This window comes from Leifsonia poae (genome assembly GCF_020009625.1).
GTDB lineage: Bacteria > Actinomycetota > Actinomycetes > Actinomycetales > Microbacteriaceae > Leifsonia > Leifsonia poae_A.
Genome location: NZ_JAIHLP010000002.1, coordinates 1,592,586 through 1,616,879, shown reverse-complemented (window position 1 = coordinate 1,616,879; position 24,294 = coordinate 1,592,586). Strand labels below are relative to the sequence as shown.

Annotated in this window: 22 protein-coding genes; 20 read left to right on the top strand and 2 right to left on the bottom strand. The window is 67.8% G+C overall.

Going from position 1 to position 24,294, the window contains the following annotated elements:
- The 13 genes from K5L49_RS08360 to K5L49_RS08300 all read left to right on the top strand — a co-directional run bounded on the left by K5L49_RS08360 (position 1) and on the right by K5L49_RS08300 (position 13,993).
- A complete protein-coding gene (locus K5L49_RS08360) occupies positions 1-1,668 on the top strand; it encodes a GspE/PulE family protein (protein ID WP_223691873.1) in 1,668 nt (555 codons plus the stop codon).
- A gap of 26 nt (positions 1,669-1,694) precedes the next feature.
- Positions 1,695-3,122 (top strand): type IV pilus twitching motility protein PilT, encoded by a 1,428-nt coding sequence (locus K5L49_RS08355; protein WP_308116532.1) that lies wholly within the window; start codon positions 1,695-1,697, stop codon positions 3,120-3,122.
- The gene (locus K5L49_RS08350; RefSeq protein ID WP_223691871.1) at positions 3,123-4,349 is read left to right on the top strand and encodes a type II secretion system F family protein; all 1,227 of its coding nucleotides are present in this window, start codon (positions 3,123-3,125) and stop codon (positions 4,347-4,349) included.
- Between the two features lie 162 nt (positions 4,350-4,511).
- Entirely contained in the window at positions 4,512-4,979 is a 468-nt protein-coding gene (locus K5L49_RS20415) for a type II secretion system protein (protein WP_308116531.1), read from the top strand.
- A 96-nt stretch (positions 4,980-5,075) separates the two neighbouring features.
- On the top strand, positions 5,076-6,491 hold the full coding sequence (locus K5L49_RS08340) for a type IV pilus modification PilV family protein (protein WP_223691869.1): 1,416 nt from the start codon (positions 5,076-5,078) through the stop codon (positions 6,489-6,491).
- Positions 6,488-7,189 carry a PulJ/GspJ family protein gene (locus K5L49_RS08335; protein WP_223691867.1) on the top strand — a complete coding sequence of 234 codons (702 nt, stop codon included), beginning with the start codon at positions 6,488-6,490 and terminating at the stop codon, positions 7,187-7,189. Before K5L49_RS08340 ends, K5L49_RS08335 begins: the two co-directional genes overlap by 4 nt.
- Positions 7,186-8,961, top strand: coding sequence for a hypothetical protein (locus K5L49_RS08330; protein ID WP_223691865.1), 1,776 nt, complete (start codon positions 7,186-7,188; stop codon positions 8,959-8,961). Before K5L49_RS08335 ends, K5L49_RS08330 begins: the two co-directional genes overlap by 4 nt.
- Positions 8,958-9,809 (top strand): prepilin peptidase, encoded by an 852-nt coding sequence (locus K5L49_RS08325; RefSeq protein WP_223691863.1) that lies wholly within the window; start codon positions 8,958-8,960, stop codon positions 9,807-9,809. The genes K5L49_RS08330 and K5L49_RS08325 overlap by 4 nt, the downstream gene beginning before the upstream one ends.
- A 14-nt stretch (positions 9,810-9,823) precedes the next feature.
- Complete coding sequence (gene pilM, locus K5L49_RS08320) at positions 9,824-10,873, top strand: type IV pilus assembly protein PilM (protein WP_223691861.1); 1,050 nt, start codon at positions 9,824-9,826, stop codon at positions 10,871-10,873.
- Positions 10,870-11,529, top strand: a complete 660-nt coding sequence (locus K5L49_RS08315; protein WP_223691859.1) for a hypothetical protein — start codon at positions 10,870-10,872, stop codon at positions 11,527-11,529. Before pilM ends, K5L49_RS08315 begins: the two co-directional genes overlap by 4 nt.
- A gap of 2 nt (positions 11,530-11,531) precedes the next feature.
- Positions 11,532-12,281, top strand: a complete 750-nt coding sequence (locus K5L49_RS08310) for a hypothetical protein (protein WP_223691858.1) — start codon at positions 11,532-11,534, stop codon at positions 12,279-12,281.
- Between the two features lie 106 nt (positions 12,282-12,387).
- Positions 12,388-13,482, top strand: coding sequence for a hypothetical protein (locus tag K5L49_RS08305; protein ID WP_223691855.1), 1,095 nt, complete (start codon positions 12,388-12,390; stop codon positions 13,480-13,482).
- Between the two features lie 19 nt (positions 13,483-13,501).
- Positions 13,502-13,993: a DUF6121 family protein gene (locus tag K5L49_RS08300; protein WP_223691853.1), complete on the top strand. Its 492-nt coding sequence runs from the start codon at positions 13,502-13,504 to the stop codon at positions 13,991-13,993.
- Between the two features lies 1 nt (position 13,994).
- Here K5L49_RS08300 and K5L49_RS08295 read toward each other — a convergent pair whose 3' ends face one another.
- Together K5L49_RS08295 and K5L49_RS08290 are read right to left on the bottom strand one after the other, a co-directional pair.
- On the bottom strand, positions 13,995-18,236 hold the full coding sequence (locus tag K5L49_RS08295; RefSeq protein WP_223691851.1) for an FtsK/SpoIIIE domain-containing protein: 4,242 nt from the start codon (positions 18,234-18,236) through the stop codon (positions 13,995-13,997).
- Positions 18,233-18,487 carry a hypothetical protein gene (locus K5L49_RS08290; protein ID WP_223691849.1) on the bottom strand — a complete coding sequence of 85 codons (255 nt, stop codon included), beginning with the start codon at positions 18,485-18,487 and terminating at the stop codon, positions 18,233-18,235. The genes K5L49_RS08295 and K5L49_RS08290 overlap by 4 nt, the downstream gene beginning before the upstream one ends.
- Positions 18,488-18,637: 150 nt before the next feature.
- Between K5L49_RS08290 and K5L49_RS08285 the strand changes: the two genes are divergently transcribed.
- The 7 genes from K5L49_RS08285 to K5L49_RS08255 all read left to right on the top strand — a co-directional run bounded on the left by K5L49_RS08285 (position 18,638) and on the right by K5L49_RS08255 (position 24,179).
- Positions 18,638-18,964, top strand: coding sequence for a hypothetical protein (locus K5L49_RS08285; RefSeq protein WP_223691847.1), 327 nt, complete (start codon positions 18,638-18,640; stop codon positions 18,962-18,964).
- Positions 18,961-20,388: a putative T7SS-secreted protein gene (locus tag K5L49_RS08280; RefSeq protein ID WP_374107704.1), complete on the top strand. Its 1,428-nt coding sequence runs from the start codon at positions 18,961-18,963 to the stop codon at positions 20,386-20,388. Before K5L49_RS08285 ends, K5L49_RS08280 begins: the two co-directional genes overlap by 4 nt.
- A gap of 14 nt (positions 20,389-20,402) precedes the next feature.
- Positions 20,403-21,044 (top strand): hypothetical protein, encoded by a 642-nt coding sequence (locus K5L49_RS08275; RefSeq protein ID WP_223691844.1) that lies wholly within the window; start codon positions 20,403-20,405, stop codon positions 21,042-21,044.
- Complete coding sequence (locus K5L49_RS08270; protein ID WP_223691841.1) at positions 21,041-21,667, top strand: hypothetical protein; 627 nt, start codon at positions 21,041-21,043, stop codon at positions 21,665-21,667. The genes K5L49_RS08275 and K5L49_RS08270 overlap by 4 nt, the downstream gene beginning before the upstream one ends.
- Positions 21,664-22,563, top strand: coding sequence for a hypothetical protein (locus K5L49_RS08265; RefSeq protein WP_223691840.1), 900 nt, complete (start codon positions 21,664-21,666; stop codon positions 22,561-22,563). The genes K5L49_RS08270 and K5L49_RS08265 overlap by 4 nt, the downstream gene beginning before the upstream one ends.
- A 136-nt stretch (positions 22,564-22,699) precedes the next feature.
- Positions 22,700-22,996, top strand: a complete 297-nt coding sequence (locus K5L49_RS08260) for a WXG100 family type VII secretion target (RefSeq protein WP_223691839.1) — start codon at positions 22,700-22,702, stop codon at positions 22,994-22,996.
- 100 nt (positions 22,997-23,096) lie between these two features.
- Positions 23,097-24,179, top strand: coding sequence for a hypothetical protein (locus K5L49_RS08255; protein ID WP_223691838.1), 1,083 nt, complete (start codon positions 23,097-23,099; stop codon positions 24,177-24,179).
- Positions 24,180-24,294: the final 115 nt, after the last annotated feature.

The window sequence follows — 24,294 nt, the reverse complement described above, 5'->3', positions numbered from 1 at the left end:
GTGGCGTCCATGACAGAAATCCTGATCCTCCACGGCCACCTGCCGATCGAATACCTCGACTCGGTGACGAGCGAGCCGGCCGCCGATGACGCCGCCGTGCGCGATCTGGTCGCCCGCGGGGCGATCAGCGAACTCCAGTTGGCCAAGGCCCGCGCGGCTCAGGCCGGCCTGCCGTTCGTCGAGCTCGCCGACTACCCGGTCGACCGGGCGGCGGTCGCGTTGGTGAGCGGGGCCCTCTGCCGACGTCACACCGTGCTTCCGCTGGGCGTCGCCGACGGAACGGTGATCCTGGCGATGGCCGACCCGGGCAATGTATTCGCGATCGACGATGTGCGAGCGGCGGCCCGGATGCGCGTGGCGCCCGCGGTCGCCGAGTCGGCCGAGTTGCTCGCCGCGATCGACCGCTACATCCGTGCCGACGACGAACTCAGCGACCTGACCACGTCGATGGAGGAGGAGAGCGCTCCGGTCGAGGAGGTCACCGTCAGCATCGGCGACGCCACCGACGATGACGCCCCGATCGTGCGCTTCGTGAACCTGCTGGTGAGCCAGGCGATCCAGGACCACGCCTCCGACATCCACATCGAGCCGGCCGAGCACGACGTGCGTGTGCGGTACCGCATCGACGGGGTGCTGCATGCTATGCAGAGCGCGCCCAAGAGCATCCAGAACGGCGTCATCTCGCGCCTGAAGATCATGAGCGACATCGACATCGCCGAGCGCCGCAAACCGCAGGACGGCCGCATGTCGGTCGTGCACGGCGGCCGGCAGATCGACCTCCGCGTCGCGACCCTGCCGACAGTGTGGGGCGAGAAGGTCGTCATGCGCATCCTGGACAACACCAACACGGGCATGACGCTGCGCGACCTCAGCCTGTTGGAGCGCAATTTCGAGACGTACCGGGCCTCCTATTCGAAGCCGTACGGGATGATCCTCGTCACCGGGCCGACCGGTTCCGGCAAGTCGACGACGCTCTACACGACGCTGAACGCGGTCGCCCGACCCGAGATCAATGTGATCACCGTCGAAGACCCTGTCGAGTACCGGATGCCCGGGGTCAACCAGGTGCAGGTGAACCCGAAGGCGGGGCTGACCTTCGCCAGTGCTCTCCGCTCCATCCTGCGCAGCGACCCGGATGTGGTGCTGCTCGGCGAGATCCGCGACCACGAAACCGCGCAGATCGCCATCGAGGCCTCGCTGACCGGCCACCTCGTGCTCTCCACCCTGCACACCAATGATGCGCCGAGCGCCGTGACGCGTCTGACGGAGATGGACATCGAGCCGTTCCTGGTCGGTTCCGCCCTCGACTGCGTGGTGGCGCAGCGGCTGGCCCGGCGTCTCTGCGACCGGTGCAAACAGCCGGGAACCTACGACGCCGACGATCTGCGACGGCTGCGGTTCCGCCTCGACGACGACGAGGTTCCGCTCGTTTTCGCGCCGGTCGGCTGCGCCGCCTGCTCGAACACGGGCTACCGCGGCCGCATCGCCGTGCACGAGGTGATGGCGGTGACCGAAGAGATCGAGCGTCTCGCGGTCGGTCGCGCGTCCAGCGCGGAGATCGCGCGCGCAGCGCAGGAGCAGGGGATGCTCACCCTGCGACAGGACGGCTGGGAGAAGGCCAAGCTCGGCCTCACCTCGGTCGACGAGATTCTGAGAGTGGTGGCCTAGTGTCCGACGCAGGATGGGGAGAACCCGTGAGCAAGCCGATCTACGAGATCCCGGTGACGCCGCCGGGAGCCTGGGAGCCGCCGTCGTTCGCTGCGCCGCCGCAGGCGTCGTTCGCTGCGCCGCCGCCGTCGTTCGCCCCGGCCGACCCGGCCGCGCCGCCCGCACCGGCGCAGCGGCTCGTGCCCGAGGGGCGCCGCGCCGCCGACGTGCCGGTTCAGCCGCCGGCCGAGCATCCGATGGCCCCACGCCCACCGGAGACGATCGACGAGACGCTCTCTCCGGTCGAACGGGAGGCCCTGGCCAAGGCCGACCCTCAGCTCGTCGCAGCACTCCGGGAAGTCGTGTATCAGCGCGCCTCCGACCTACACGTGACCGTCGGTGCGCCGCCGATGGTCCGCATCGACGGGGCCCTCACCCCGGCGGGATCCACCGAACCGTGGGGAACACAGCGCATCGCCGATGCTCTGACCAGCCTGCTCACCCCTCGTCAGCTCGAGACGTTCCAACGCGAGCTGGAGCTGGATTTCGCATTCACCATCTCGGCGAACTCTCGCTTTCGCGTCAACCTCTACCAGCAGCGCGGTTCCGTCGGTGCGGCCTTCCGTCTGATCCCGACCGAGATCAAACAGTTGCGCGAGCTCGGCGTCCCCGAGAGCATCGGCGGCTTCTCCCAGCTTCCGCGCGGTCTCGTGCTGGTCACCGGACCGACGGGTTCGGGCAAGTCGACGACGCTCGCTGCGATGATCGACCTGGTGAACAGCACCCGCGCCGACCACATCGTGACCGTCGAAGACCCGATCGAGTTCATGCATGTGCACAAGAAGGCGATCGTCAATCAGCGCGAGGTCGGCCACGACACCCACAGCTTCAACAACGCCCTGAAGCATGTGCTCCGCCAAGACCCCGATGTCATCCTGATCGGCGAGTTGCGCGACCTGGAGACGATCTCGGTGGCGTTGACCGCGGCCGAGACCGGGCACCTCGTCTTCGCGACCCTGCACACGCAGGACGCTCCGCAGACCATCGACCGCGTCATCGACGTCTTTCCGCCGCACCAGCAGGACCAGGTGCGCGCGCAATTGGCCGCCACTCTGCAGGGTGTCGTCTGCCAGACTCTGGTCAAACGGGCATCGGGTCGGGGTCGCGTCGTCGCCACGGAGGTGCTGATGATGACCCCTGCCATCGCGAACCTCATCCGCGAGGGCAAGACATACCAGATCGCCTCGATGATGCAGGCCGGCCGCGACTCAGGGATGCACACGATGGACCAGCATCTGGCCGACCTGGTGAACAACGGCACGATCACCCGGCGGGCGGCTCTGGAGAAGGCGCACGACACGGAGGGGATCGGCCGCCTGATCCAGCGGGTGGAGTCGTCCATCGACGTCTCCGGGCAGGCCATTGCGGCCAGCGGCCCGGATTTCGGCGACAGCTACTCGGGATCGGTGCGATAGATGGCTTCCACCACGGCCTACGCCTATCGGGGTCGCGACGCCGACGGCAAGATCGTCAAGGGGCGCCTGGATGCGCCGGGCGAGTCAGCGGTTGCATCGCGGCTGCGCACCATGGGGCTCTCCCCGGTCTCGATCGAGGAGGCGCCCGAGGGCACCGGTCTGAACCGTGAGATCAGTCTCGGCTTCGGCAGTGGGGTCAAGTTGAAGGACCTCGCCATCATGAGCCGCCAGATGGCCACCATGATCGGTTCGGGACTCTCCCTGCTGCGCACGCTGAACATCGTCGCGGAGCAGACCGAGAACAAGAAGCTCGCGAAGATGATGAGCAGTGTCAGGGACGACGTCGAGACCGGGGTCTCGATCTCGGATGCGATGCGCAAACACTCCGAGGCCTTCCCGCCTCTCATGATCAACATGGTTCGGGCGGGCGAGACCGGCGGGTTCCTCGATTCCTCCCTCGACGCGATCGCGACGAACTTCGAGAAGGAAGTGAAGCTCCGAGGCACGATCAAGTCGGCGCTCACCTATCCGGTGATCGTGCTCATCCTGTCGCTGCTGGCCGTGGTGGCCATGCTGTTGTTCATCGTCCCCGTGTTCGAGAACATGTTCACGTCGCTGGGCGGCCAGCTCCCGCTGCCGACCGAGATCCTCGTGCAGCTCTCGCACGCGATGGTTTACATCGCTCCGGTTCTGCTGGTGTTCGCGATCGTCGCGGCCGTCTGGTGGTCGAAGAACAAGAACGCTGAGCGCGTCCGGATGCGGGTGGACCCGATCAAGCTCAGGATCCCGGTCTTCGGCCCGCTGCTGAAAAAGATCGCCGTCGCCCGATTCAGCCGCAATTTCTCGAACATGATCGGCTCGGGCGTGCCGATTCTGCAGGCCCTCAAGATCGTCGGTGAGACGAGCGGCAACTGGGTGATCGAAGACTCGCTCAACCGTGTCGCGGAGTCGGTGAGGCAGGGGGAGTCCATCGCTGTGCCCCTTGCCCAGCAACCCGTCTTCCCGGCGATGGTGACGCAGATGATCGCCGTGGGAGAGGACTCCGGTTCGCTCGAGACGATGCTGAACAAGATCGCGGACTTCTACGACCAAGAGGTCACTGCGGCCACGGAGCAGCTCACCGCGATGATCGAGCCGCTGATGATCGCGTTCCTCGGTGTGGTGATCGGCGGCATGGTCGTGGCGCTCTACATGCCGATCTTCCAAATCTCCAGCCTAGTGAAATAGCACCCCCTATCTGGGAGTCGCCTCGCCGTTTTCCCCCTATAACTGGGGTGAAAACTGAGTGAAATCACCCCCTTTCGTGGGATTCTGCCGAGAGTTTCCTGCCAAATAGCATCAAGCCACCGGAAGGGACTCGCCCCGTCCGCAACCTGCATCCCCGACCGAATGGACACCGCAATGTACTTCCGACTCATGGGCAAGCTGAACGCTCGCCGCAAGGGCCTTCTCGAACAGGATGAGAAGGGCTTCACGCTCATCGAACTCCTCGTCGTCGTGATCATCATCGGCATCCTCGCCGCGATCGCGATCCCCGTTTACCTCGGCATCCAGAACAACGCCAAAGACAGCGCCGTCCAGTCCGACGTGACGAACGCGAAGACGGCGATCGTGGCCTACCAGACCGACAAGGGCGCGCTCCCGACTGCAGGTGACATCACCAGCCTCAATTCCAACTACGGACTGACCAAGGGGGCTAATACCAAGAGCCTGGTTCTGACGGTTGCGGGAGACAACACTTCATGGTGTGTCGAGGGCGACTCCGGTGTCACGTCAACGACCTACGCCGCCACTGACAAGCTCGGGGCGGCCAAGGGAACCTGCGCTGCGGACGGCACGTTCACCGCAGCGAAGTAGAACGCCTTTCCATCGGGGGTGGAGCCGCGCGTATCGCGCCGCTTCACCCCCACCCCTTTGCACCAGACTCCTGAACCCGAACGAAGGAGGTGAACCGTGAACATCTTCCGCAGCCTGTGCCGCCGACTCTCCCCGGCCGCCCGCGACGAGACCGGCCTGACTCTCATCGAGATCCTCGTCGCGATGACGATCTTCGCGATCATCTCCGTCGGTGTCGCGCTCGGCGTCACCGCCAGCCTCGTCAACGTCCGGGATGCGCAGGACCGCGAGACCGCCGTCAACCTCGCCGCCTCGCAGATCGACCTGGTCCGCTCCGTGGACGACATCTTCACGGTCAACGATCTGCCGCAGTCGAAGACGATCGTCGTCGGCGGTGTCACCTTCCGCGTCGATCGAAAGACCAACTGGGTGACCAACTCGAGCACCACGGCGGCCTGTGGCGCCGACGCCGGCGGCAATACCCTCCGTTACAAGCGCGTGAACGTCTCGGTGAGCTGGGACGGGATGCGCAACACCGACGTCCCCGCGATGGCCGATACCATCCTTGCCCCGAACAGCCGAATCAACGACCCGACCAAGGGCACGATCCTCGTGCACGTCATCGGCGCCAACGGGTCCGGGATGCCCGGTGTCGCGGTCAACGCCGTGCCCACCACCGGCGTCAGCGGCAACACGGCCGCCGCCCTGACGGTCACTCCGGCCGCCACCGACGTCCAAGGCTGCAGCTACATTCTCAAAGTCACCCCGGGCACCTACGACGTGACGATCTCGAAGTCCGGGTACATCTCCTCCGACCAGAGCCTCAACTCGGCGACGACCACAGTGGGAGTGGTCGCGGGAGCATCCGCCTCCGCCGGCTTCCAGTTCGACAACGCGGGACTCTTCACGACGAACTTCGCCGTCAATGCGCCGGCATCGCCGCCCGTCTTGCTGCCGTCGAACCTCGACGTGAGCTATCTGAACAGTTACGGGATATATGTGGCCAAGGCGACGACCGGCGTCGCGAAGCTGCATCCATTCGCTGACGGTTACACGATGCTGGCCGGTAAGTACGTCGACCCCACGCTCCCGTCGGGTGGTTGCGCCTCCGTCGATCCACTGGCTTGGCCGTCGACGGTCGTCGCCGGCGTCACCTACGCCGGCCAACGACCGGCCCCGGTGGCGGCCGCGCCCGGTGCTGCGCCGCCGGCCGCCGCGCGGGTCCCGATGGGGGTCGTGACCGTCGCCCTCGACGTGACGAAGGGAAAATCGCTCAACGCCGTCTCGCAGGCAACTGCTCCCGGCACGGGAGACCCGGGCTGCGCCGTCGGCGTGACGTATTCCTTCACCCTGACGACCACGGGGAACTACACGATCGCCCTTCCCTACGGTTCGTGGAAGCTCTATCAAGCGACCACGACGACGGGTACCACCAACCAGGTCGGTACCAGCGGCATGACACCGGTGAACACGAAGGTCGTGCTCACCGGGTCGAACGTGATCACCTTCGACCCGAGAGGACCGGTCTCATGAGGTCGCGCGCCCTCCGTCGCCTCCGTGACGACGAACGGGGCGTCACCCTCGCCGAACTGATCGTCGCGATCGGGCTGCTCTCCCTCTTCATCTCCGTCGTCACCGGCCTCTACATCAGCTCGATGCGGGCGATGTCTGTCGGGAGGGACGTGCACCAGAATTCTGCGCAGGCCTCGAACGCGATGAACGAGGTCTCTCGTGTCATCCGTGCGGGAACAGACAACCCGGTGAACGGTCAGGCGCTGAACGATCCGGCTTTCGTCAAGGCGACGGGCCAGCAGCTGACGATCTATGCGTACATCAACCTCGACGGTTCGGCCGAGCTGCCGGTCGAGATCGACCTCTCGATCGCGTCCGGCGTGCTGAAGGAGACCCGCTGGGCGGCGACCCTCGACGCGAACGGGTACTGGACGTTCCCGACCGATCTGGTGCACACCCCGCCGACCTCCGTCCGCACCCTGGCCTCCACCGTGTCGACCGCAGGAGCGCCGGTCTACACCTACCTCAAAGCGGACGGCAGCGTGATCCCGGTGCCCGTCGGCGGCATCGTGGATCCGACGACCCTGCGGTCGATCGCTGCGGTGCAGGTGGCCCTCACCGTGCAGTCGAGCCTCACCGACTCGTCGCAGCAGGTGGCGCTGCAGAACACCGTGGGCATCCCGAATCTCGGTCTCGCGAGAAGCGTGGGGGGATCGTGACCGGGCTTGGCCGGTGGCGCCGGCTGCGGGAGGATCAGAGCGGTGTCGCGATCATCATGGTGATCGGCATCGGCGCCGTGCTGATGGTGCTTGTCGCCACAGCGTTGGCGTATTCCGTCGGCGGTATGAAGAAGGCGCGCTCCGACCAGAACTGGAACAACGCGATGGCCGCCGCGTATGCCGGCGTCGAAGAGTATGAGAGCCGTCTGGCGAACGACAACACCTATCAGCAGTACGGTAATCCGGCGTCCACCTTCAGCGCGGGAAGCAGCGTGTCGCTTCCAATCGGAAACCAGGCGAACCCGGCCTTCGGTCTGGGAACGAGCGGCACCTGGGCGGATGTTCCCGCCAGCTCGGGCGCCTCGGCCGGATCCTTCCGCTATGAAGTGGACAGCTCGAAGTACGCATCGACCGGCGTGCTCCGGCTCCGTTCGACGGGTCGCTCGGGCACGGAGACGCGCAGTGTCGTGGTCAACCTCAAGCAGCAGGGTTTCATCGACTTCCTCTACTTCACGAACTACGAGATCCAGGATCCGTCCCTCAGCGGTGCCGATCCGACGAGCTGCACGAAGTACTACTGGGCCGGGCGACCGTCCTCAGGATGCAGTGAGATCGCCTTCGATAGCGGGGATGTCGTGAACGGCCCCGTGCACTCCAATGACGCGATCCGCATCTGCAGTGCCGAGTTCAAGCAGACCGTGACCACGTCGTACAACCCCACGGCGGGCAAACGCTACGTCGCGAAGGATTCGAATGGCAACTCATGCTCAGGGCAGGTCTTCGATGACCCGCTGAGCCCCAGCTACTCACCGGTCGTCGGAATGCCGCCCACCAACGGAGCACTCAAGAACGAGGTGCGCTCCGATCTGCCCGTGGATGTTCCCCGCCCCGGTTGCCTCTACACCGGCCCGACGTCGATCGTCTACAACGCCAACGGGACCATGACCGTTCGCTCGCCGTGGACGAAGGCGACCAACGTGGCCGGTGCCACGCCGACCAGCGGAACGACTCCCGCGCAGTGCGGCGTGGTCGGCACGGCGACCGGTCAGCTCGGCTCCTCCGCGGGCGCGACGATCCCGGTGATCGCGCAGAACCTCATCTTCGTGCAGAACGTTCCGGCGACGGCGTCCGATCCCAACTATTGGGCGAGCACCGACTTTCCGAGCACCACGAGCTGCACGCGCTCCGGTTCCACCGTCTCGTGCACCGGTGCGAGCGGGCAGGCGAACGGCAACGGGATCGGCTACCCGATCGCCAACGAAAAGGCTCCGAGCACATCGTCCTACGACAAGCGGAACGGCGACGTCTTCATCCAGGGCAAACTGCGTGGCGCTGAGACGGTCGCCGCCGACAACTACGTGTACATCACGGGCGATCTCACATACGTCGACCCGAATGCGGACATCCTCGGGCTCGTCGGCAACAACGCGCTCTTCGTCTACAACCCGGTCAACTCGAGCGGCACTCCTCTGCTGACGGGGCAGAACCGCACGATCGACGCCGCGATCCTCTCCGTCGCGCACACCTTCCAGGTGCAGAACTACGACAAGGGTGGTAGTCGAGGCACGCTCAACGTGGTCGGCGCCATCGCGCAGAAGTTCCGCGGAATCGTTCGCAGCGGTTCGAACGGCTACACGAAGAACTATGTCTACGACCCGCGTTTCCGCTACATCGCTCCTCCCAAGTTCCTGTCACCGGTGTCGACGAGCTACGGGGTCAGCGTTCTCGTCGAGGTCAAGACGGCGTTCGCGCCGAATGGGAGCGCCGGATGATCGCCCCTCTCGCTGCCGCCTGGCTCGTCGCCCTGCTCATCGGGGCCGGCGTCTTCGGTCTCCTGATCGGATCGTTCCTCAACGTTGTGGCCTATCGGGTGCCGGCCGGGCTGTCCATCGTCTCCCCGCCGAGCGCGTGCCCGGGATGCGGGGGCCGGATCCGTCCATACGACAACATCCCGGTGCTCTCCTGGCTGATCCTGCGCGGTCGGTGCCGCGACTGCGGTGAACCGATCTCGGCGCGCTATCCGGTCGTCGAGGCCGTGACCGGCGTCTTCTTCGTGGCGGTGGCGGTGATGGCCGCGCCGGCACTGGCAACCGCGGCGAGCACTCAGTCCACCGTCGCGGCAGTCCTTCAGCTCGTCGCCTTTTTATACCTCGCCGCTGTCAGTGTCGTCTTGGCGGCCATCGACATCGACACGCGTACGCTTCCGAACGCCATCGTTCTCCCTTCCGCCTTCGTCGGGATCGTGCTCCTGTCGGCCAGTGCTCTGCTGGCGCAGCGGCCGGGCGCCTTGCTCACGGCGGTCACCGGGATGATCGGGCTGTTCCTCTTCTATCTGATCGTCGCGCTCGTCTCGCCGCGGGGGATGGGATTCGGCGATGTGAAGCTCGCAGGAGTCCTCGGGTGGTACCTCGGCTTCCTCGGAGTCGGCCCGCTCCTCGTCGGCGCGTTCGCGGCGTTCCTCCTCGGCGGTCTCTTCGGCATCGTCCTGTTGGTGACCGGTCGTGCCGGTCGGAAGAGCGGCATCCCGTTCGGGCCGTGGATGCTCGCCGGAGCCTGGATCGGCGTTGTCGCCGGCGGACCGCTTTGGAGCAGTTACCTCGCCCTCGTCGGGCTGACCTAGACAAGGAGAACGACATGGCATCGAGTGTTGTCGGAATCGACATCGGCAGTTCCTCGCTCCGGGCGGTGGAGCTCATCGACGCGGCGAAGGCCCGGCCGACGCTGGTGCGCTACGCGGAGCTCCCTCTCCCTGAGGGGGCGGCGAGCCGGGGCGAAGTGCTGGAACCCAACACCGTCGCCTCTGCACTCAAGCGGCTCTGGAGCCTGGGCGGGTTCAAGAGTAAGAACGTTGTGCTCGGTATGGGCAACCAGCGCGTGCTCGCCCGCGACCTCACGGTTCCGAAGATGTCGATCGAGCGGATCAGGGAGTCGCTGCCGTTCCAAGTGCAGGAGATGCTCCCGGTGCCCGTCGCCGACGCCCTGCTCGACTTCTACCCGGTCTCGGAGTCGGTCGGGGAGTCCGGCCCGGTGGTCAACGGCCTCCTCGTGGCGGCGATCAAGGAGGCGGTGCTCGGTAACGTCCGGGCCACCCGGCTCGCCGGTCTCACCACAGTGGACGTCGACCTCATCCCCTTCGCTCTGAGTCGGGTCCTTGTCTCGCGGCCGAAGGTGGCGGGCACGGTGGCACTGGTCGAGATCGGTTCCGACACGACCTGCGTCCTCGTCGCGAGGGAGGGGGTTCCACAGTTCGTACGGATCATCCCCACCGGCGGCAATGACCTCACCGAGGCGTTGCACGTCGAACTCGAGATCGAGGTGGGCGAAGCGGAACGCATCAAACGCCGCCTTGGCCTGGCCTCGGAGGTCGCGACGGTCGAGGACCACCGAGCCGTCGAGATCATCTATCGTGTGACGAGCGAGCTGTTGAACAGCCTGCGGAACACGATCAACTACTACGTGAACACCCGACAGCCCGATGTCGTCGGCCAGGTGATCGTGACCGGCGGCGGGGCGACGCTCCACGGTCTTCCCGAGGCGCTCGCCGAGATGACACGGCTGCCGGTCGTGGTCGGCGACCCGCTCAGCTCGTTCGCTCTGTCCCGCACGCTCAAGGCGGACGATCTGCGGATGCGTCGCTCCGGTCTCAGCGTCGCACTTGGCCTCGCCGTGGGGAGCGGGTCATGAGCCAGTCCGGTCTCGACCTGGCCGTGGGGGCCGAACCCCGCGTCGATCTGCTGCCGCCGGAAGTGAGGGCGCAGCGCAAGAGCCGATCTCAACACCGAATGCTCGGTGTCGGTGTGTTGGGCGTGCTCGTGCTGACGTTCGCCGGCGTCGGCGGTGCGAGCGCGCTCTCGCTCACCGCTCAAAGCGATCTTGCGCTGTCGCAGACCGAGACGGGCAGCCTGCTCGCGCAGCAGCAGAAGTTCATCGAGGTTCGGAAAGTGCAGGAAGAGGTCAAACTCGTGCAGGCGGCCCAAGAGGTCGGCGCCTCGACGGAGATCGACTGGCGCGACTATCTGCTGAAGGTCCAGGCGACGCTCCCCGCGGAGGTCGTGCTCCAGACGATCAACATCGATTCGTCGTCTCCGCTGACCGCGTACACGCAGCCGACGGTCCCGTTGCAGGGGGCCCGCGTCGCAACGCTGAGCTTCACCGCGCAGAGCCCGACGCTCCCCCAAGTTCCGTCGTGGTTGGACTCGCTCGCGAGCCTGCCCGGCTTCGTGGATGCGACCCCCGGGTCCGTCACGCTCGACGATCAGACCCACCAGTACACGGTCAACATCGTCATGCACATCAATGAGGCCGCGTACTCCAAGCGGTTCGCGCCGAAGGGGAAATAGGCATGGACAGGAACAGGATCTGGATGATCGGGGCCGCACTCGCGGCTGTAGTGATCGTCGCCTTCGGCTGGCTGCTGGGGGTGCAGCCGCAGCTGGACGCCGCGGCTACGGCGGGCGCACAGCGTCAGACGGTCGATCAGACGAATGACCGCTACCGTGCGGTCTTGGAGAAGTTGAAGTCGGACCACGAGAAGCTGCCGCAGCTCAACGCCGAACTGGCGACGCTTGCGGCGTCGGTGCCCGCCGACACCGATTCCTCTCCTTTCGTCAAAGAGCTGAACGCCCTTGCCGGGTCGAACGGGGTGACCATCCAGGCGCTGACGTTCTCCGATGCGCAGTCGTACAAGCCGGTGGTCCCGCCGGCCGCTCCGACGCCGACCTCGACCCCGAGTTCCAGCGCGACGCCGAGCCCGTCTCCCTCGCCGACGCCGACGGCCGTCGCAGCGCCGGCGACCGTGACGAACCCGCTCGTCACCTCCGCCAACTTCTTCGCATCGCCGGTGCAGATGACGGTCAGGGGGACGCTCGCATCGGCATTGAACTTCATCGAAGGCGCGCAGAAGGGGGAGCGACTCTTCCTCGTCACATCCTTGTCGTCTACGCCGACGACAACAGCGGGAGCGGCGGCGGGCTCCGTCGATGCGACGATCGGCGGCTTCATCTACGCCATCACTCCGGCGTCGACGGCGAAGGCCGGCAGCGCTTCCGGAGCGGCGGGAGGCACGCCGGCGCAGGCCGCCGCTGAGAAATAACGGATCTGCCTGACGGCCGCACGCCGCCCGTTGATTCCGTCACCCTCGTTGCTACAGTGGGCACCACTGATGGACGCCCGCTGGGGGCCGATCGAGGAGTGGCATCATGAGCGACACGACGCCGGACGCATCCGAGCCGAAGCCGGAGACCGTCGCGCCCGAGGCGGATGCCGTCGCCGACGCAGATGTCGCCGACCCGCCATCGAGCCCGGTCTCCGCACGCGGACACGTGAACCACCCGGGGGCCGGTACCGCTCCCGCCGACGAAACCGTCGCCTCCGCACCGCAGGCACCGCAGGCACCGCCGGCGCCGGAGGCTCCGGCCCGCGCCATCGAGCCCGAACCGGTCGTCGCGACGGATGACGACATCGCCGCGGCGGTCGCTCGTTCGTCGACCGGTGACGTCACCGCCGCAGGCACGGCCACCGTCGACACCGCATCCCCGGCCGAATCGGCGGCACCGCTCGCTGCCGCTGCCGCTGCGGTCGAAGCTCCCGCGACCGCCGCCTACCCGGCTCCGGCCGCCCCTGTCGGCGAGGCCACCTGGGCGCCCGACCCCGCGGTCCCCGTCGGCGCCCCGCAGCCGGCGTATGCGCAGCCCGTCACCCCGATCTTCGTGCAGCGGCCAGAGCCGCCGAAGAAGAAGAGCAACCGCGGGTTCGGCATCCTGATCGCCCTGGTCGGCACCATCGTCTTCGCCGTTCTGTGGGTGGCCGCGGTCGTGCTCATCGGCTACTGGTTGACGCCGGGCAGCGAGTTCCTGCACGATCTGAACCGGTTCTTCCTGGCGCAGACCGCCGGCTGGGTTCCCATTGTCGCGTTCTTCGTGGGCATGGTCGTGCTCATCCAGATCGTGAACCGCGCGCGGTGGTGGGCCTACACGCTGGGCGGGTTGTTCGTCGCCGTCTTCGTCTACTTCGCCTTCGTCGGCGCTTCGGTGCTCGACGCGGGATTGGCGAGTTCGCTCAACAGTTCCGAGATCTCGGTGCTGCTCGCCCGGTTGTGGCTGAGCCCGTTCGCGGTCATCGCCGGTGTGATCGCCCGCGAGATCTCGATGTGGACCGGTGCATGGCTCGCCGCCCGCGGGCGCAAGCTGAAGGTGCGCAATGCGGAGGCGCTGGCCGACTACGACCAGCAGCTCGCCGATGCGCAGAACCAGGCGGTCGCCGCCTACGCGTCGCCGCAGCAGAGCGGGTACTGACCCTCAGCCGGCCACGGCCATGCGTGACGATCGTTCGTATGCGGCCATCGTGGCGGTTTTCGCCGCGTTCCTCTACCTCGCGATCCTCGTCGCGGCATTCGGGCTGATCTCGCTCGCGACGAACACCGAGGTCATCAGCGATCCGGCCGTGGGCCCGCTCGTCGGCCCGGTCATGTGCGGCGCGGCGGTGCTGACCGTGTTCGGCTTCCTGCTGGCGATCGGAACACACGTTCCGGCGGAACGTCAGCGCATCTCGACGATCGTGGCGCTGACGGTGGGATTCGCCGCCTACATCATCTTCGCGGCGGCCGGCGGGGTGGCCGGAGCCGCGGGCGATCCGGCCCAGCCGTTCCACTACTTCCTGTTCGCATTCGACCAGCTCGGCAGCTGGTACTCGATCACAGCCGGGATCGCCGGGTTCGTCATCACCCTGCTCTACCAGCTGGTTCTCGTTGGCCGTTTCCGTCAGCGGGGGCGGCCGCGCTGGCCGTGGGAACGGGACGACGAGTAGCTCAGCCGACCAACGGCACCTGCACCCGGGCGGATGTGCCCTTGGCGATGTACATGCCGCGGCCGGGCGGGAACTCGGCACGATTCAGGCGCGGCAGGGGAGTCTTCAGCAGCAGGTCGCCCTCCACCGAGTCCGGCTGCAGCAGCAGCCCGCGCCGACCGTTCTTCACCTCGCCGAGCAGCGGCCACGACGATCCCCACGCCGACGACTCGGCCTCGGCCACCAGCAGGTGGTCGCTGCGGCGCACCGCCCGCACCAGCTCGACGATCGGGGAGTCGGCCGGCGTCTGAAGGAAGTCACCGATGCTCTCCACGAAGACCGCGATGCGTCCCTCGGTGTCGGGGTCGGCGACTGCGGCGGTGAGATCGCGGGCCAACGCGGCAGCCGCATCCGGGGTGGTGGCCGCGTCGGACCAGAGCGCGTTTCCGGCCAGCGGGGATCGCGCATTGCCCAGATAGTAGAGGCGCGTCTCGGGGTCGAAGCGGGCGACGGATGCGGCAAGGGCGGCCAGCGTGCTGCTGCGTCCGCTTGCGGGCGGACCCGCGACGAGCAGCGTGCCCGACGGCTCGAAACCGAACGGGCCGAGGTCGATGTCGCTGACGCCGAGGACCGGCAGGCCGCCGTGGGCCGTCGGCAGGCCGTCGAGCGCCAGCTCGCGCGGGAGGGCGCCGATCGCCGGCGCCTCCGGAACGCCCGCGCGCCGCATCGCCTCCGCCAGCCGGGTGGTGGCCGCGGACTGCTCCGACACCGAGCCGCTGCCGCCCAGAACCGCGATCTGCGTCTCGTAGCCGTCGACGATCGCCCTGCCGGGGGGCGACGACGGGCCGAGGATGTCGCTCGGAACGTCGAGCATCCCGTAGCCGTCGTCCGCCAGCCGAAGCACCACCTTGCGTTGCACGAGCGACCGGATGGCGGTGGGGATGGCGCCGGCGCGGTCGCCGGTGAGGGCCACGTGCATCCCGAGTTGCCGGCCGTCGCTGAGCATGTCCTTGAACACGTCGTACCAGAGGGAGCGGCCGGCCGGAATCTCGAAGTCGTCTCGGAAGTTGGCGAACCCGTCGATGAGCAGCAGGATGCGCGGCTCATCCTGCCGCCCGGTCAACCGCCGATACTCGGTGATGCTCGACGCGTTGGCTTCGGCGAAGCGAGGCCCGCGCTCCTCCAATTCCGTCTTCAGCATGCGGAACAGGCGGATGATCCGCTCCACGTCGTCGCCTGGGATGACCGAGCCGACATGGGGCAGCTTCTCCAGCATCCGCAGGCTGCCCGCTCCGAAGTCGAGGGCGTAGACGCGCACGGGGCCGCCGCGCGGGGTGATCGCCGCGGCCGAGGCGAGGGTGCGCAGCACGGCGGACTTGCCCGCACCGCCGGTGCCGTAGACGGCGAGGTTGCCGTCCACATCCGGAGTGAAGTACACCGGTGACTGCTGCTGTCGGTCGGGAACGTCGCTCACCCCGAGCAGCAGCTCGGCATCGGTGCGCTGCCGCAGCAGGCCGAGATCGTACGCCTCTGCGAGCTCGTCGAGCCATGGTCGGCGCGGCGCGGGGATGTGCGCGGCGGTCTGAGCCCGAACGATCGAGCCTACGAGCCGCTGCTGGTCGGTCGGGCCGAGGTCGCGCTCCTCATCCACCAGCGGGCGCGGCTCCTCCCACCGGTTCTCGCCGCCGAAGCGCAGTTCGGCAACGTCGATGCCGGCCCGCTCCGGCTCGCGGGAGGTCCAGCCGCCGGCGTAAGCCGACTGGAACTGGGTGAGGCGGCCCGGCCCGGTCTTCGCCATGCCACGGCCGGGGATGCCCGGGTCGAAGTGCGCGGCGTCGGCCACACCGACGACATCCTGGCTGTCCGACTCGTCGGCCATCCGCAGGGCGATGCGCAGATTGGTGTTGGCGCGAAGATTGTCCTTGATCACACCGGCCGGCCGCTGGGTGGCCATGATCAGGTGGATGCCCAGCGAGCGTCCGCGCTGGGCGATGTCGACGACGCCGTCCACGAACTCGGGCACCTCTCCCACCAATGCCGCGAACTCATCGATCACGAGCACGAGCGCTGGCGGACATTCCGGGTCGCCCCGCTTCTCCAGCTCGATCAGGTCTTTCGCCTTCTTGCGATTGAGCAGGTGCTCGCGGTGGTGCAGTTCTGCCCGCAGGCTGGTGAGGGCTCGCCGAACGAGGTGCGGGCTGAGGTCGGTGACGAGTCCGACACAGTGCGGCAGCGTGACGCAGTCGGCGAAGGCTGACCCGCCCTTGTAGTCGACGAAGAGGAACGTGACGCGGTCGGAGCTGTACTCCGCGGCCATCCCGAGCACCCAGGCCTGCAGGAACTCGCTCTTGCCGGCGCCGGTGGTGCCGCCCACGAGCGCGTGCGGGCCCTGCGTGCGCAGATCGAGGTGCATCGGGTCGATCCCCGCCGAACCGATGATCGCGCGCAGGGTTCCGGCGCGTCGCTTCACGGGCGGGGATCCCGGCGTGCGGTCGTGGATCGAGGAGTTCTGCCGCCACCGGTCGATGACCGCGGTGGAGGTGTCGAGCAGGTCGTGGCCCAGCAGTGTCACGGCCGAGATGGAGCGGGGGAGGTCGCTGGAGTCGGCGACGAGGGCACCCGCATCCACGACCGGTGCCATGCGCTTGGCGTAGTCGAGGGCGAGCGCGCTGTCGACCGGTTCGGTGATCACGTCGTCGATCGTCTCGCCGACGCGCACGAACCCGACAGTCGCGCGATCGGCGCTCCCGTCGTGCGCGAGGTAGGTGCGGCAGACGGCGGGCAGTGAGGCGGGTTCCGCGCCGATCCAGATCGGGAAGATCCCCGCGTCGGCCGCGGCCTCGGCGAGCTGCACCAATCGGGCCCGGTCGAGCGAGACATCGTCGGAGATCACGACGACGATCGCGGGGATGGGCGACAGCGTCCCCTCGCCGGTCTCCGCTGTGCCCACGTCGGCCCCGCGCTCGATGGCGGCGTGATCCTGCTCCATCGCCCCGCGCCGTCGTGCGGTGCCCCGGATGCTCGCAAGCCGGCTCTCCACGACGCCTTCGAGGGCGCTCAGCACGGTGGCGGCGCTCGCCGCGCTGTCGGCCAGGTGGCCGCCGGCGAGCGGACTGTGCGGCGAGGAGGTGTGCGGCATCCACTTGAGCCACTCCAGTTCGCGCGACCAGCGCGGCGACACCAGCGCGGCGACGACCAGCTCGGCCGGCGAGTGCAGCGCGGTCAGCTGCACGAGGGCCGAGTTCACCGACCCGACGGTGTGCTCGGCGGGGCCGGCGATGCCGAGGGCGCCGGACTCGAAGAGGTTGTCGATCACCGGCACGCCGTCGACCCGCTCGTGGTCGGCGATCACCGCATCGAGCCGCTCCTGGAACTCCACGAGCATCTCGCCGCGGTCGGCGTGGATGACCGTGTTGCGGGAGCGCATCGAACCGATTCCGAGCTGCACGTTGAGGAACGACCAATGCTCGGGTCGACGAGTCCAGAGCAGCGGTCCGCGCTGAACGGCCTCCGAGAGGACGGCCGCTGTGGTCGGCGACTCGGCCCGGCGAAGCTCGATCTCGCGCTCCCGTTCCTTCTCGAGTTTCTCTGTCAGTGCTCCGAGGCGCTTCTCGAACACGGCGATGGCCTTCTTGAGCGTGCGCTTTCCTCGGGAGCGCCCGGTCACGAAGTTGCCGACGAGCATCACCGGGGAGAGCAGCACGAACAGCAGTGTCGTCGGCTGGTGGGTGAGCGCGAACATCGCCCCGCCGAGAAGCACCGGGGTGATCATGGCGAGCAGCGGGAAGGGCGGATCTTCTTTCTCTCCCGGAACCTCCGGCGCCTGGAAGGCCTGGCCCGCGTAGCGCTGTTCGACGCGCGGGGAACGGTTGAAGAAGATCGGGCCGGCCTTGGGCGGTGCCGCGACGACCCCGCTCATCCCCGCCACGGTGATCCGCAGTTCCGAGTCGCCGATCAGCAGGGTCTCGGAGCGCCTGATCGTGAACCGGGAGACGATCCCGCCGTCGACGACCACCCCGTTGGCGGAGCCGAGGTCGACGACTTCCACCCCGTCGCCGGTCTCCAGACGCACATGCTTCTTCGACACGAGCGGGTCGTGCAGCACGATGTCGCTGGCACCGTCGCGGCCGAGCACGGTCGTCCCGCGGCGCAGCGGGAACTCCCGGCCGGCATCCGGACCGCTCAGTACGCGGGCGGTGGCGATAACCGGGGCGTCGGCGAGATCGTTCGGCGCGTAGTAGATACCGGCGTCGGCCAGGCTCACGGTTGCCCCGCTGCCGATCCAGGCCTCGCCGACGGGCGCATCCGGGGCAGGATGAGCGGCTCGGGCTGACCGGGGAGTGCGGCGCGCAGCGTCAGGGCGCGGGCGTCGACCGGCGAGGCGCCGGTGCCGGTGCGCGGGTCGATCCGCTGGATGGTGGCCGCCACCTCGGAGATGCTCGCTGCGGCGTCGGCGGTGACCACGATGTCGTCGCCGGCCCCGGATGCGCGGGCCAGGGTGAGTTTGAGTCGCACGTGTTCCCCAATCGGCGCCGAGCGGTCGGGGCCTTCCCGAGAACCCTACCGAGCGCGGCCGTCGCCGAGGATGGGGACCGCTCCCCATCGCCCGTGCGGCACGCCCTCGATAGGTTGGCTGCAGCCTGAAGAACCGCGAAGGGGGCCGTCATGACCGATCTGAAGCTCGATCTCGAGCTGCTCGGACAGTTGAAGAGCGACCTCGAATCCATCGTCGCGGAGTTCACGGGCGCCGACGATTTCAGCGACGCCGTGGCCGAGGCCACCGGCCATGACGGGCTCAGCGGTCATGTCCGCGACTTCGCCCACAAGTGGAACGACAAGCGCAAGAAGATGACCGAATCCGTTCAGACGCTGGAACAGTCGGTCGGTGCCGTCACCGACGGGTTCACACAGGTCGACCAGGGTCTCGCCAAGGCGCTCGAAGACGCGGCGAGCCAGCCGCAGGACTATCCGGCGCCGCCGCGGGCGAGCTGAGAGAAGGAGTCGAGATGAGTGACGTCGAGTACCAGCCGCTCAAGGGCGACCCCGATCTCGTGCTGTCCAAGGCGCGGCACTATGCCGAGATCGCCGACGCGATCCAGCGCTCGGTCACTACTCTGCGGAGGATCGGCGATGTGGACGCGATGGTCAGCAAGGCCGTCGACTCGTTCCGCGACTCGGCGAAGGATGTGGCCGGCGATATCGACAAGGCGCACGACCGCTACCGCGAGACGGCGGATGCGCTGATTGCATACTCCTCGGCCCTCCGCACTGCTCAGGACGACGCCACGACCGCCATCGCGCACATCGAGAGCAAGCAGGAGGCAGCGAACTCCGCGAAGAGCGAAGCGGCGACAGCGCGGCACGCGGCGGATTCGGCCGCCGAGACCGACAAGGCGACGGCGACCACCGCGGCCACGAAGTCGCAGGACGCGGCCGAGACGGCCGACGCCGACCTGCGGGCCGCCCACGGCGAGTGGCATGCCGCGCTCGACGCCAAGAACACGGCTGCCGAAGCCGCGATCACCGCCATCGTCAACGTCGTGGACAAGCACAACAACGGCCTCGAGGATTCCTGGTGGGACAACTGGGGGTCGACCCTGTTCGACATCCTCAAAGTGGTCTGCAAATGGGCGGGAGTGTTGGCGATCTTCTTCGCCTGGGTGCCCATCCTCGGGCAGATCCTCATCGTTCTCGGCGCGATCGGCGCGATCATCGACCTCGTCCAGTCGATCGTGAACCTGATCAACGGCACCGGTTCCTTCGGGGATGTCATCTTCGCGGCGGTCGGAGCGGTGGTCACCCTGTTCGGCGGGAAGATCTTCGCGATGGTCGCCAAGAACCTGCGGGCGACGGCGATCATCCGCACCGGCGTGACGGACAGCGGCCAGCTCGCACGGCTGCAAGGTGTCGGGGCGCACAGCTCCGAGTTCATGAGCGCCTCCTCGGCGGGCGAAGCCCTCAGCAAGCCGCTCTCTGACGTTTTCACGGCGCCGTTCGTGCGCAGCGAGGCGCAGAAGACGGCACTCCAGGCGTTCAAAGACGGCACGAAATCGGGGCCAGAATTGATCAAGGACGCCGCACGGGTGGCCTTCCCGGGGTTCAACCTCAGCCTCAGCAAAGGGGTCGGCATCAACGCCGATCTTGCCGGCTTCTTCAAACTCGCCATCGACAATCCGAGCCTCGCCACGACCGGGATGCGGTTCACGGCGGGCGCAGCGACGGTCTACCAGCTCCAGAGCTCGCTGACGACGGTCACCGGCGCGGTGACCGGGTTCGGCGGCAACCCGATCGGTCAGGCGATCGGCACCGGCACGTCGTTCGTCACGGGGGACGCCGACACGATCGGCGGAGCCGCGAGCAGCACGATCGGCGTCGTGAAAGACGCCTGGACCATCGCGCACACCGGCACCAAGTAGCCGCTAGCGTATTCGTGACGGTGAGGGGAGACGTCTTGACGGCCGAGGGCACACGCAGGGACATCCTGACGTTCGGGATCGGGACACCGAGCGGATGGCACGCGATTCCGCTGGCGTCCGCCTCCGATCCCGAGTGGGGGCGCTCGCTCGCTTCCTCGTTGGTGGCCGACGAGGTGGTGCAGGCCCACCTCGCCGACGAACTGGAGCTGGCCCGCTCGCGGTTCCGGTCGATGGACGATCCGGCGCTCACCGCCGCGGTCTGGATCCCCTTTCCTGAGATCGGGAGGGCCGGCGCCGCACTCGCCTTCTCGCTCGCGCCGATCGAGCTGCTCGGGTCGCCGGACCGCTGCGAGGCCGCGCTCGCCGCCCCGGTCGTCGTACCGGATGCCGACTACAGCTACTTCGCCGTTCAGACCTGGCGCACGCAGATCGACGCGGGCGAACTCGTCGGCTCGCACAACCTGATCGCCCACGCGGGCGCCGACGGGGGAGCGGAGCTCGAGGAGCGGGTCGTCGCCGTCGTGTTCCCGCCTGATGCCGCCCAGGCGGTGCAGTTTGTGGCATCCGCCGAGAATCTGGGGGTCTTCACCGATATGGCTCAGGATGTGCAAGACCTCGTCGCCACTCTCACGCTCACGCTCGAGGCGGCCGAGTGACGTACACCGCGCGATCCCCGCAGGGGGCGTACTCGATCGTGCTCCCCGGAACCTGGGCCGAGGTCCCCCTCGACGACGGAGACGTGATGCGCGAGCGCGTCAAAGCCCTCGTCTTACAGCGCGTCGGCCGCAACGACAGGCTGGCCCGCGTGCGCAAGGACGCGCGCGACGAGCTCGTGCGCACGGCCGAGCGCGCCCGCACCGCTGGGGCGACGGCCTTCTGGATGTCCCTTGAGGTGCTTCCCGGCATCCCGCTGCCCGCCGCGCTGATCGTGAGCGACCGGGCGTGGCCCGCCGAAGGCTCGGGCGGCCCGGACCTCGCTGGGCCGGACCTCGCCGCGCGCCTCATGGCCGCCCGCCCGGGCGCGGAAATCCTCGACCACCGTTCCGGACCGGTGGCTCGGACCAGCGAGATCGGCGAGGATGCGATCGGCGAGCTGCGTGAGCCGTCGCTGTTCCTCGAATACTCGGTTCCGTATCCGCACGGGGAAGGGCTGCTCAGCATCACCGTCTCGGCGCCGACCGTACACGACCCGGAGCTCTACACGGTCTTCTTCGACGCCATCGTCGACTCTCTCACCTGGGCCGAGCCCGCCCCGACCTCCGAGGAGATCTCCAGGTGAACGACGAGCTCACCGGAGAGGCGCTCGAACGGCGCCGCGCCCGGGTCGCCGAATCCAACCGTCGGTTCGGCCGGGTGCTCAGCGTGATCGGCGCCGTCCTCGCGGCGCTCGCCTTCGTGCTCCTCGTCGCTGGCGGCCTCGTGCTCACCGGGCTCGCCTCGAACCCGGCAGGCACCGACGACGGCGCGGTCGACGATATCCGGGGGTTCGCAACAATCGGGATGAGCGCCCTGCCCGGCATCCTCCTGCTGCTCGCGATGTGCGGCCTGATTGTGGGTGAGCAGCTGAGACGCGGGTCGATGCGTCGGAATCCCGCGCCGCCCGATACCGTTCTCCCGCAGGCCACCATGGTCTCCGGGTTCTCTGTGCTCTCGGACGGGTGGCATCTGATCTGGATCGTCGTCGGTCTGTTGGTGTCGCTGCTCCTCGTCGGGCTCCCGGTCCTCTCCTGGTTCACCGGCGGCTGGCCGTCGAGCGTCGGCGACCAGAATGCGTTCGCGCAGTACTGGCTCATCTACGGCGCCATCGCCTTCGGCATCACCGTGGCCGCTCTCGTCTCGCTGATCAAGAAGCGGGCGTTCCGAAGGGCTCAGGCGGGCGGGCGCATCCGGCCCGGTGTCGTTGCGGGCGGGCAGCGGTTCTGGCGGTGGTTCGACTACCGGTGGCGCTTCGACCTGTGGCTCGCCGGTCTGGGTGGCCTCATCGCCGCCCTGTCGACGACGGCGCTGTCGGAGGCTGTCGGCCCCGGATCCGCCCCCGGTGCGCTCGCCGCGGCCCTTCCCTTGTTCATCGGATTCCTCGCGCTCGGCCTGCTGCTGGTGGCGGCGGGAGTGGTCTGCGCGCTGAACTTCTGGCGCTCGGGCGAAGCGCTCGGCACCGGCGAATCCGCGGCCTGATCAGGCCGTTCCCTCTGACGTGAACAGTGGATGGGGAGTCCTCCCCATTCCCCGGCGGCGGCCGCCGTCGATAGGTTACCGATAGCTGGTCGGCCCGAGGGGTTGACCTTCACGGACAACGAAGGGATTGAACGTCATGGCAAACATGAACGTCACGTACGGCGAGATGACCGATGCCGCCAACCGCCTGACCTCGGGCAAAGACGACATCACCGCGAAGCTGCACGAGCTGCAGAACCTGGTGAACGGACTGGTGAACGGAGGCTTCGTCACCGACCAGGCTTCCGGCGCCTTCCACACCTCGTACGAGCAGTTCACCAAGGGCACCACGGACGCGGTCAACGGCCTCGACGGAATGTCCCAGTTCCTCACGAAAGCGGCCGACACGCTGCAGAACGTCGACAGCGAACTGGCCAAGGGAATCGGCGGCTGACCGCCCCGAACCATCGTCGAGCGCGGGCACCTGAAAAGGTGCCCGCGCTCCGTCGTTCACGCCACTACACTCGGCTTCAGTCTTGACGAGGGGAATCACCGTGGCGGAGAGCGAAACGACCCAGCGGCCGGCGGATCCAGGGGTGGATGCGGCAGAACCGGCGGCGGCAGCACCCGGAGGGGCGCCGCGTCGGAGGCCGCGCATCCGCTGGTACTGGTGGGTGGTGGCGGCGGTCTCGGTCGTCGTGATGGCGGGCGGGGTCGCCACCGTCGCCTCCGTGGTCAGCATGAACGAGAACGCGCCGCGGGTCGCCGTCGCGCGCTACCTCGAAGCCCTGGTGCACGGCACGGTGTCGCGGGCGCTCGCCCTCACCGGAACGACGACGAGCGAGTCGGATGTGCTGCTCACCGACAAGGCATACGCCAAGGCGGCGAGACACATCAGCGGGTTCACCCTCGCCGCACCGACGGTGAAGGGGGGCACCGCAACCGTCAGGGCCACGATCAAGCAGGCCGCTCACACCTACACGCAGACGTTCGCGCTGACCCGAACCGGCCAGGACTTCGTCGTCTTCGACCACTGGAAGCTGCGCCCGGTCGCGCTCACCCGGGTGGCGATCGCCTTCGACGGGCCGGAGCAGCTGCCGTTCACCATCGCCGGCCAGCCCCTGCAGAGCGGTCCGGATGTCGAACTCCGGGCCTTCCCGGGAACGTACGACGTTCACCCCGCCTTCACCGACACCATGCTCGGGGCGCCGACGTTCAGCGTCACAGCCATCGGGTTCGGCGGTGCGAAGCCGCAGCCGGCGGCGGTGTCGATCGGCCTGACCAATGACGGGGAGAAGGCGGCGAACCAGGCGGTGAACGACTATCTGGACACCTGCGCCGCTTCCACCGACATGGTGCCGGACGGATGCCCGTTCCACGCCGTCAGTGGAGATGGCATCACGATCGACTCGGTCGAATGGTCCATCGTCACCCGCCCGGAGTTCACGATCGGCGAGTGGGCGCAGGCCGGCTACGCGGTCGTCAGCACCAAATTGGGCGCTGCGCAGATGACAGGGACCGCCCATGATGGAAAAGGGAACTCCGGTGAGGTCGGCACCCCCGACATCCCGTTCCCGGTCATCGGAACCGTGCGTTTCGACGGAGCAACGGCCATCTACTCGCAATTGGTGAAGTAGGGGCGCACGGCGCGCCGGTGGGCCGCGCATCCATTTGACCGCAACCCGACCGAGAGCTAAGATTTATCGGGTGTGCGCTCTGTCGCGCGTTCGTTTGGTGCCCAGAAAGCGGGTG

What these genes read in the sequence shown, in the direction of transcription:
- K5L49_RS08335 (WP_223691867.1), top strand. Translation starts at nt 6,488, where the DNA reads ATGAGGTCGCGCGCCCTCCGTCGCCTCCGTGACGACGAACGGGGCGTC.
- K5L49_RS20415 (WP_308116531.1), top strand. Translation starts at nt 4,512, where the DNA reads ATGGACACCGCAATGTACTTCCGACTCATGGGCAAGCTGAACGCTCGC.
- K5L49_RS08305 (WP_223691855.1), top strand. Translation starts at nt 12,388, where the DNA reads ATGAGCGACACGACGCCGGACGCATCCGAGCCGAAGCCGGAGACCGTC.
- K5L49_RS08285 (WP_223691847.1), top strand. Translation starts at nt 18,638, where the DNA reads ATGACCGATCTGAAGCTCGATCTCGAGCTGCTCGGACAGTTGAAGAGC.
- pilM (WP_223691861.1), top strand. Translation starts at nt 9,824, where the DNA reads ATGGCATCGAGTGTTGTCGGAATCGACATCGGCAGTTCCTCGCTCCGG.
- K5L49_RS08315 (WP_223691859.1), top strand. Translation starts at nt 10,870, where the DNA reads ATGAGCCAGTCCGGTCTCGACCTGGCCGTGGGGGCCGAACCCCGCGTC.
- K5L49_RS08310 (WP_223691858.1), top strand. Translation starts at nt 11,532, where the DNA reads ATGGACAGGAACAGGATCTGGATGATCGGGGCCGCACTCGCGGCTGTA.
- K5L49_RS08260 (WP_223691839.1), top strand. Translation starts at nt 22,700, where the DNA reads ATGGCAAACATGAACGTCACGTACGGCGAGATGACCGATGCCGCCAAC.
- K5L49_RS08350 (WP_223691871.1), top strand. Translation starts at nt 3,123, where the DNA reads ATGGCTTCCACCACGGCCTACGCCTATCGGGGTCGCGACGCCGACGGC.
- K5L49_RS08325 (WP_223691863.1), top strand. Translation starts at nt 8,958, where the DNA reads ATGATCGCCCCTCTCGCTGCCGCCTGGCTCGTCGCCCTGCTCATCGGG.
- K5L49_RS08300 (WP_223691853.1), top strand. Translation starts at nt 13,502, where the DNA reads ATGCGTGACGATCGTTCGTATGCGGCCATCGTGGCGGTTTTCGCCGCG.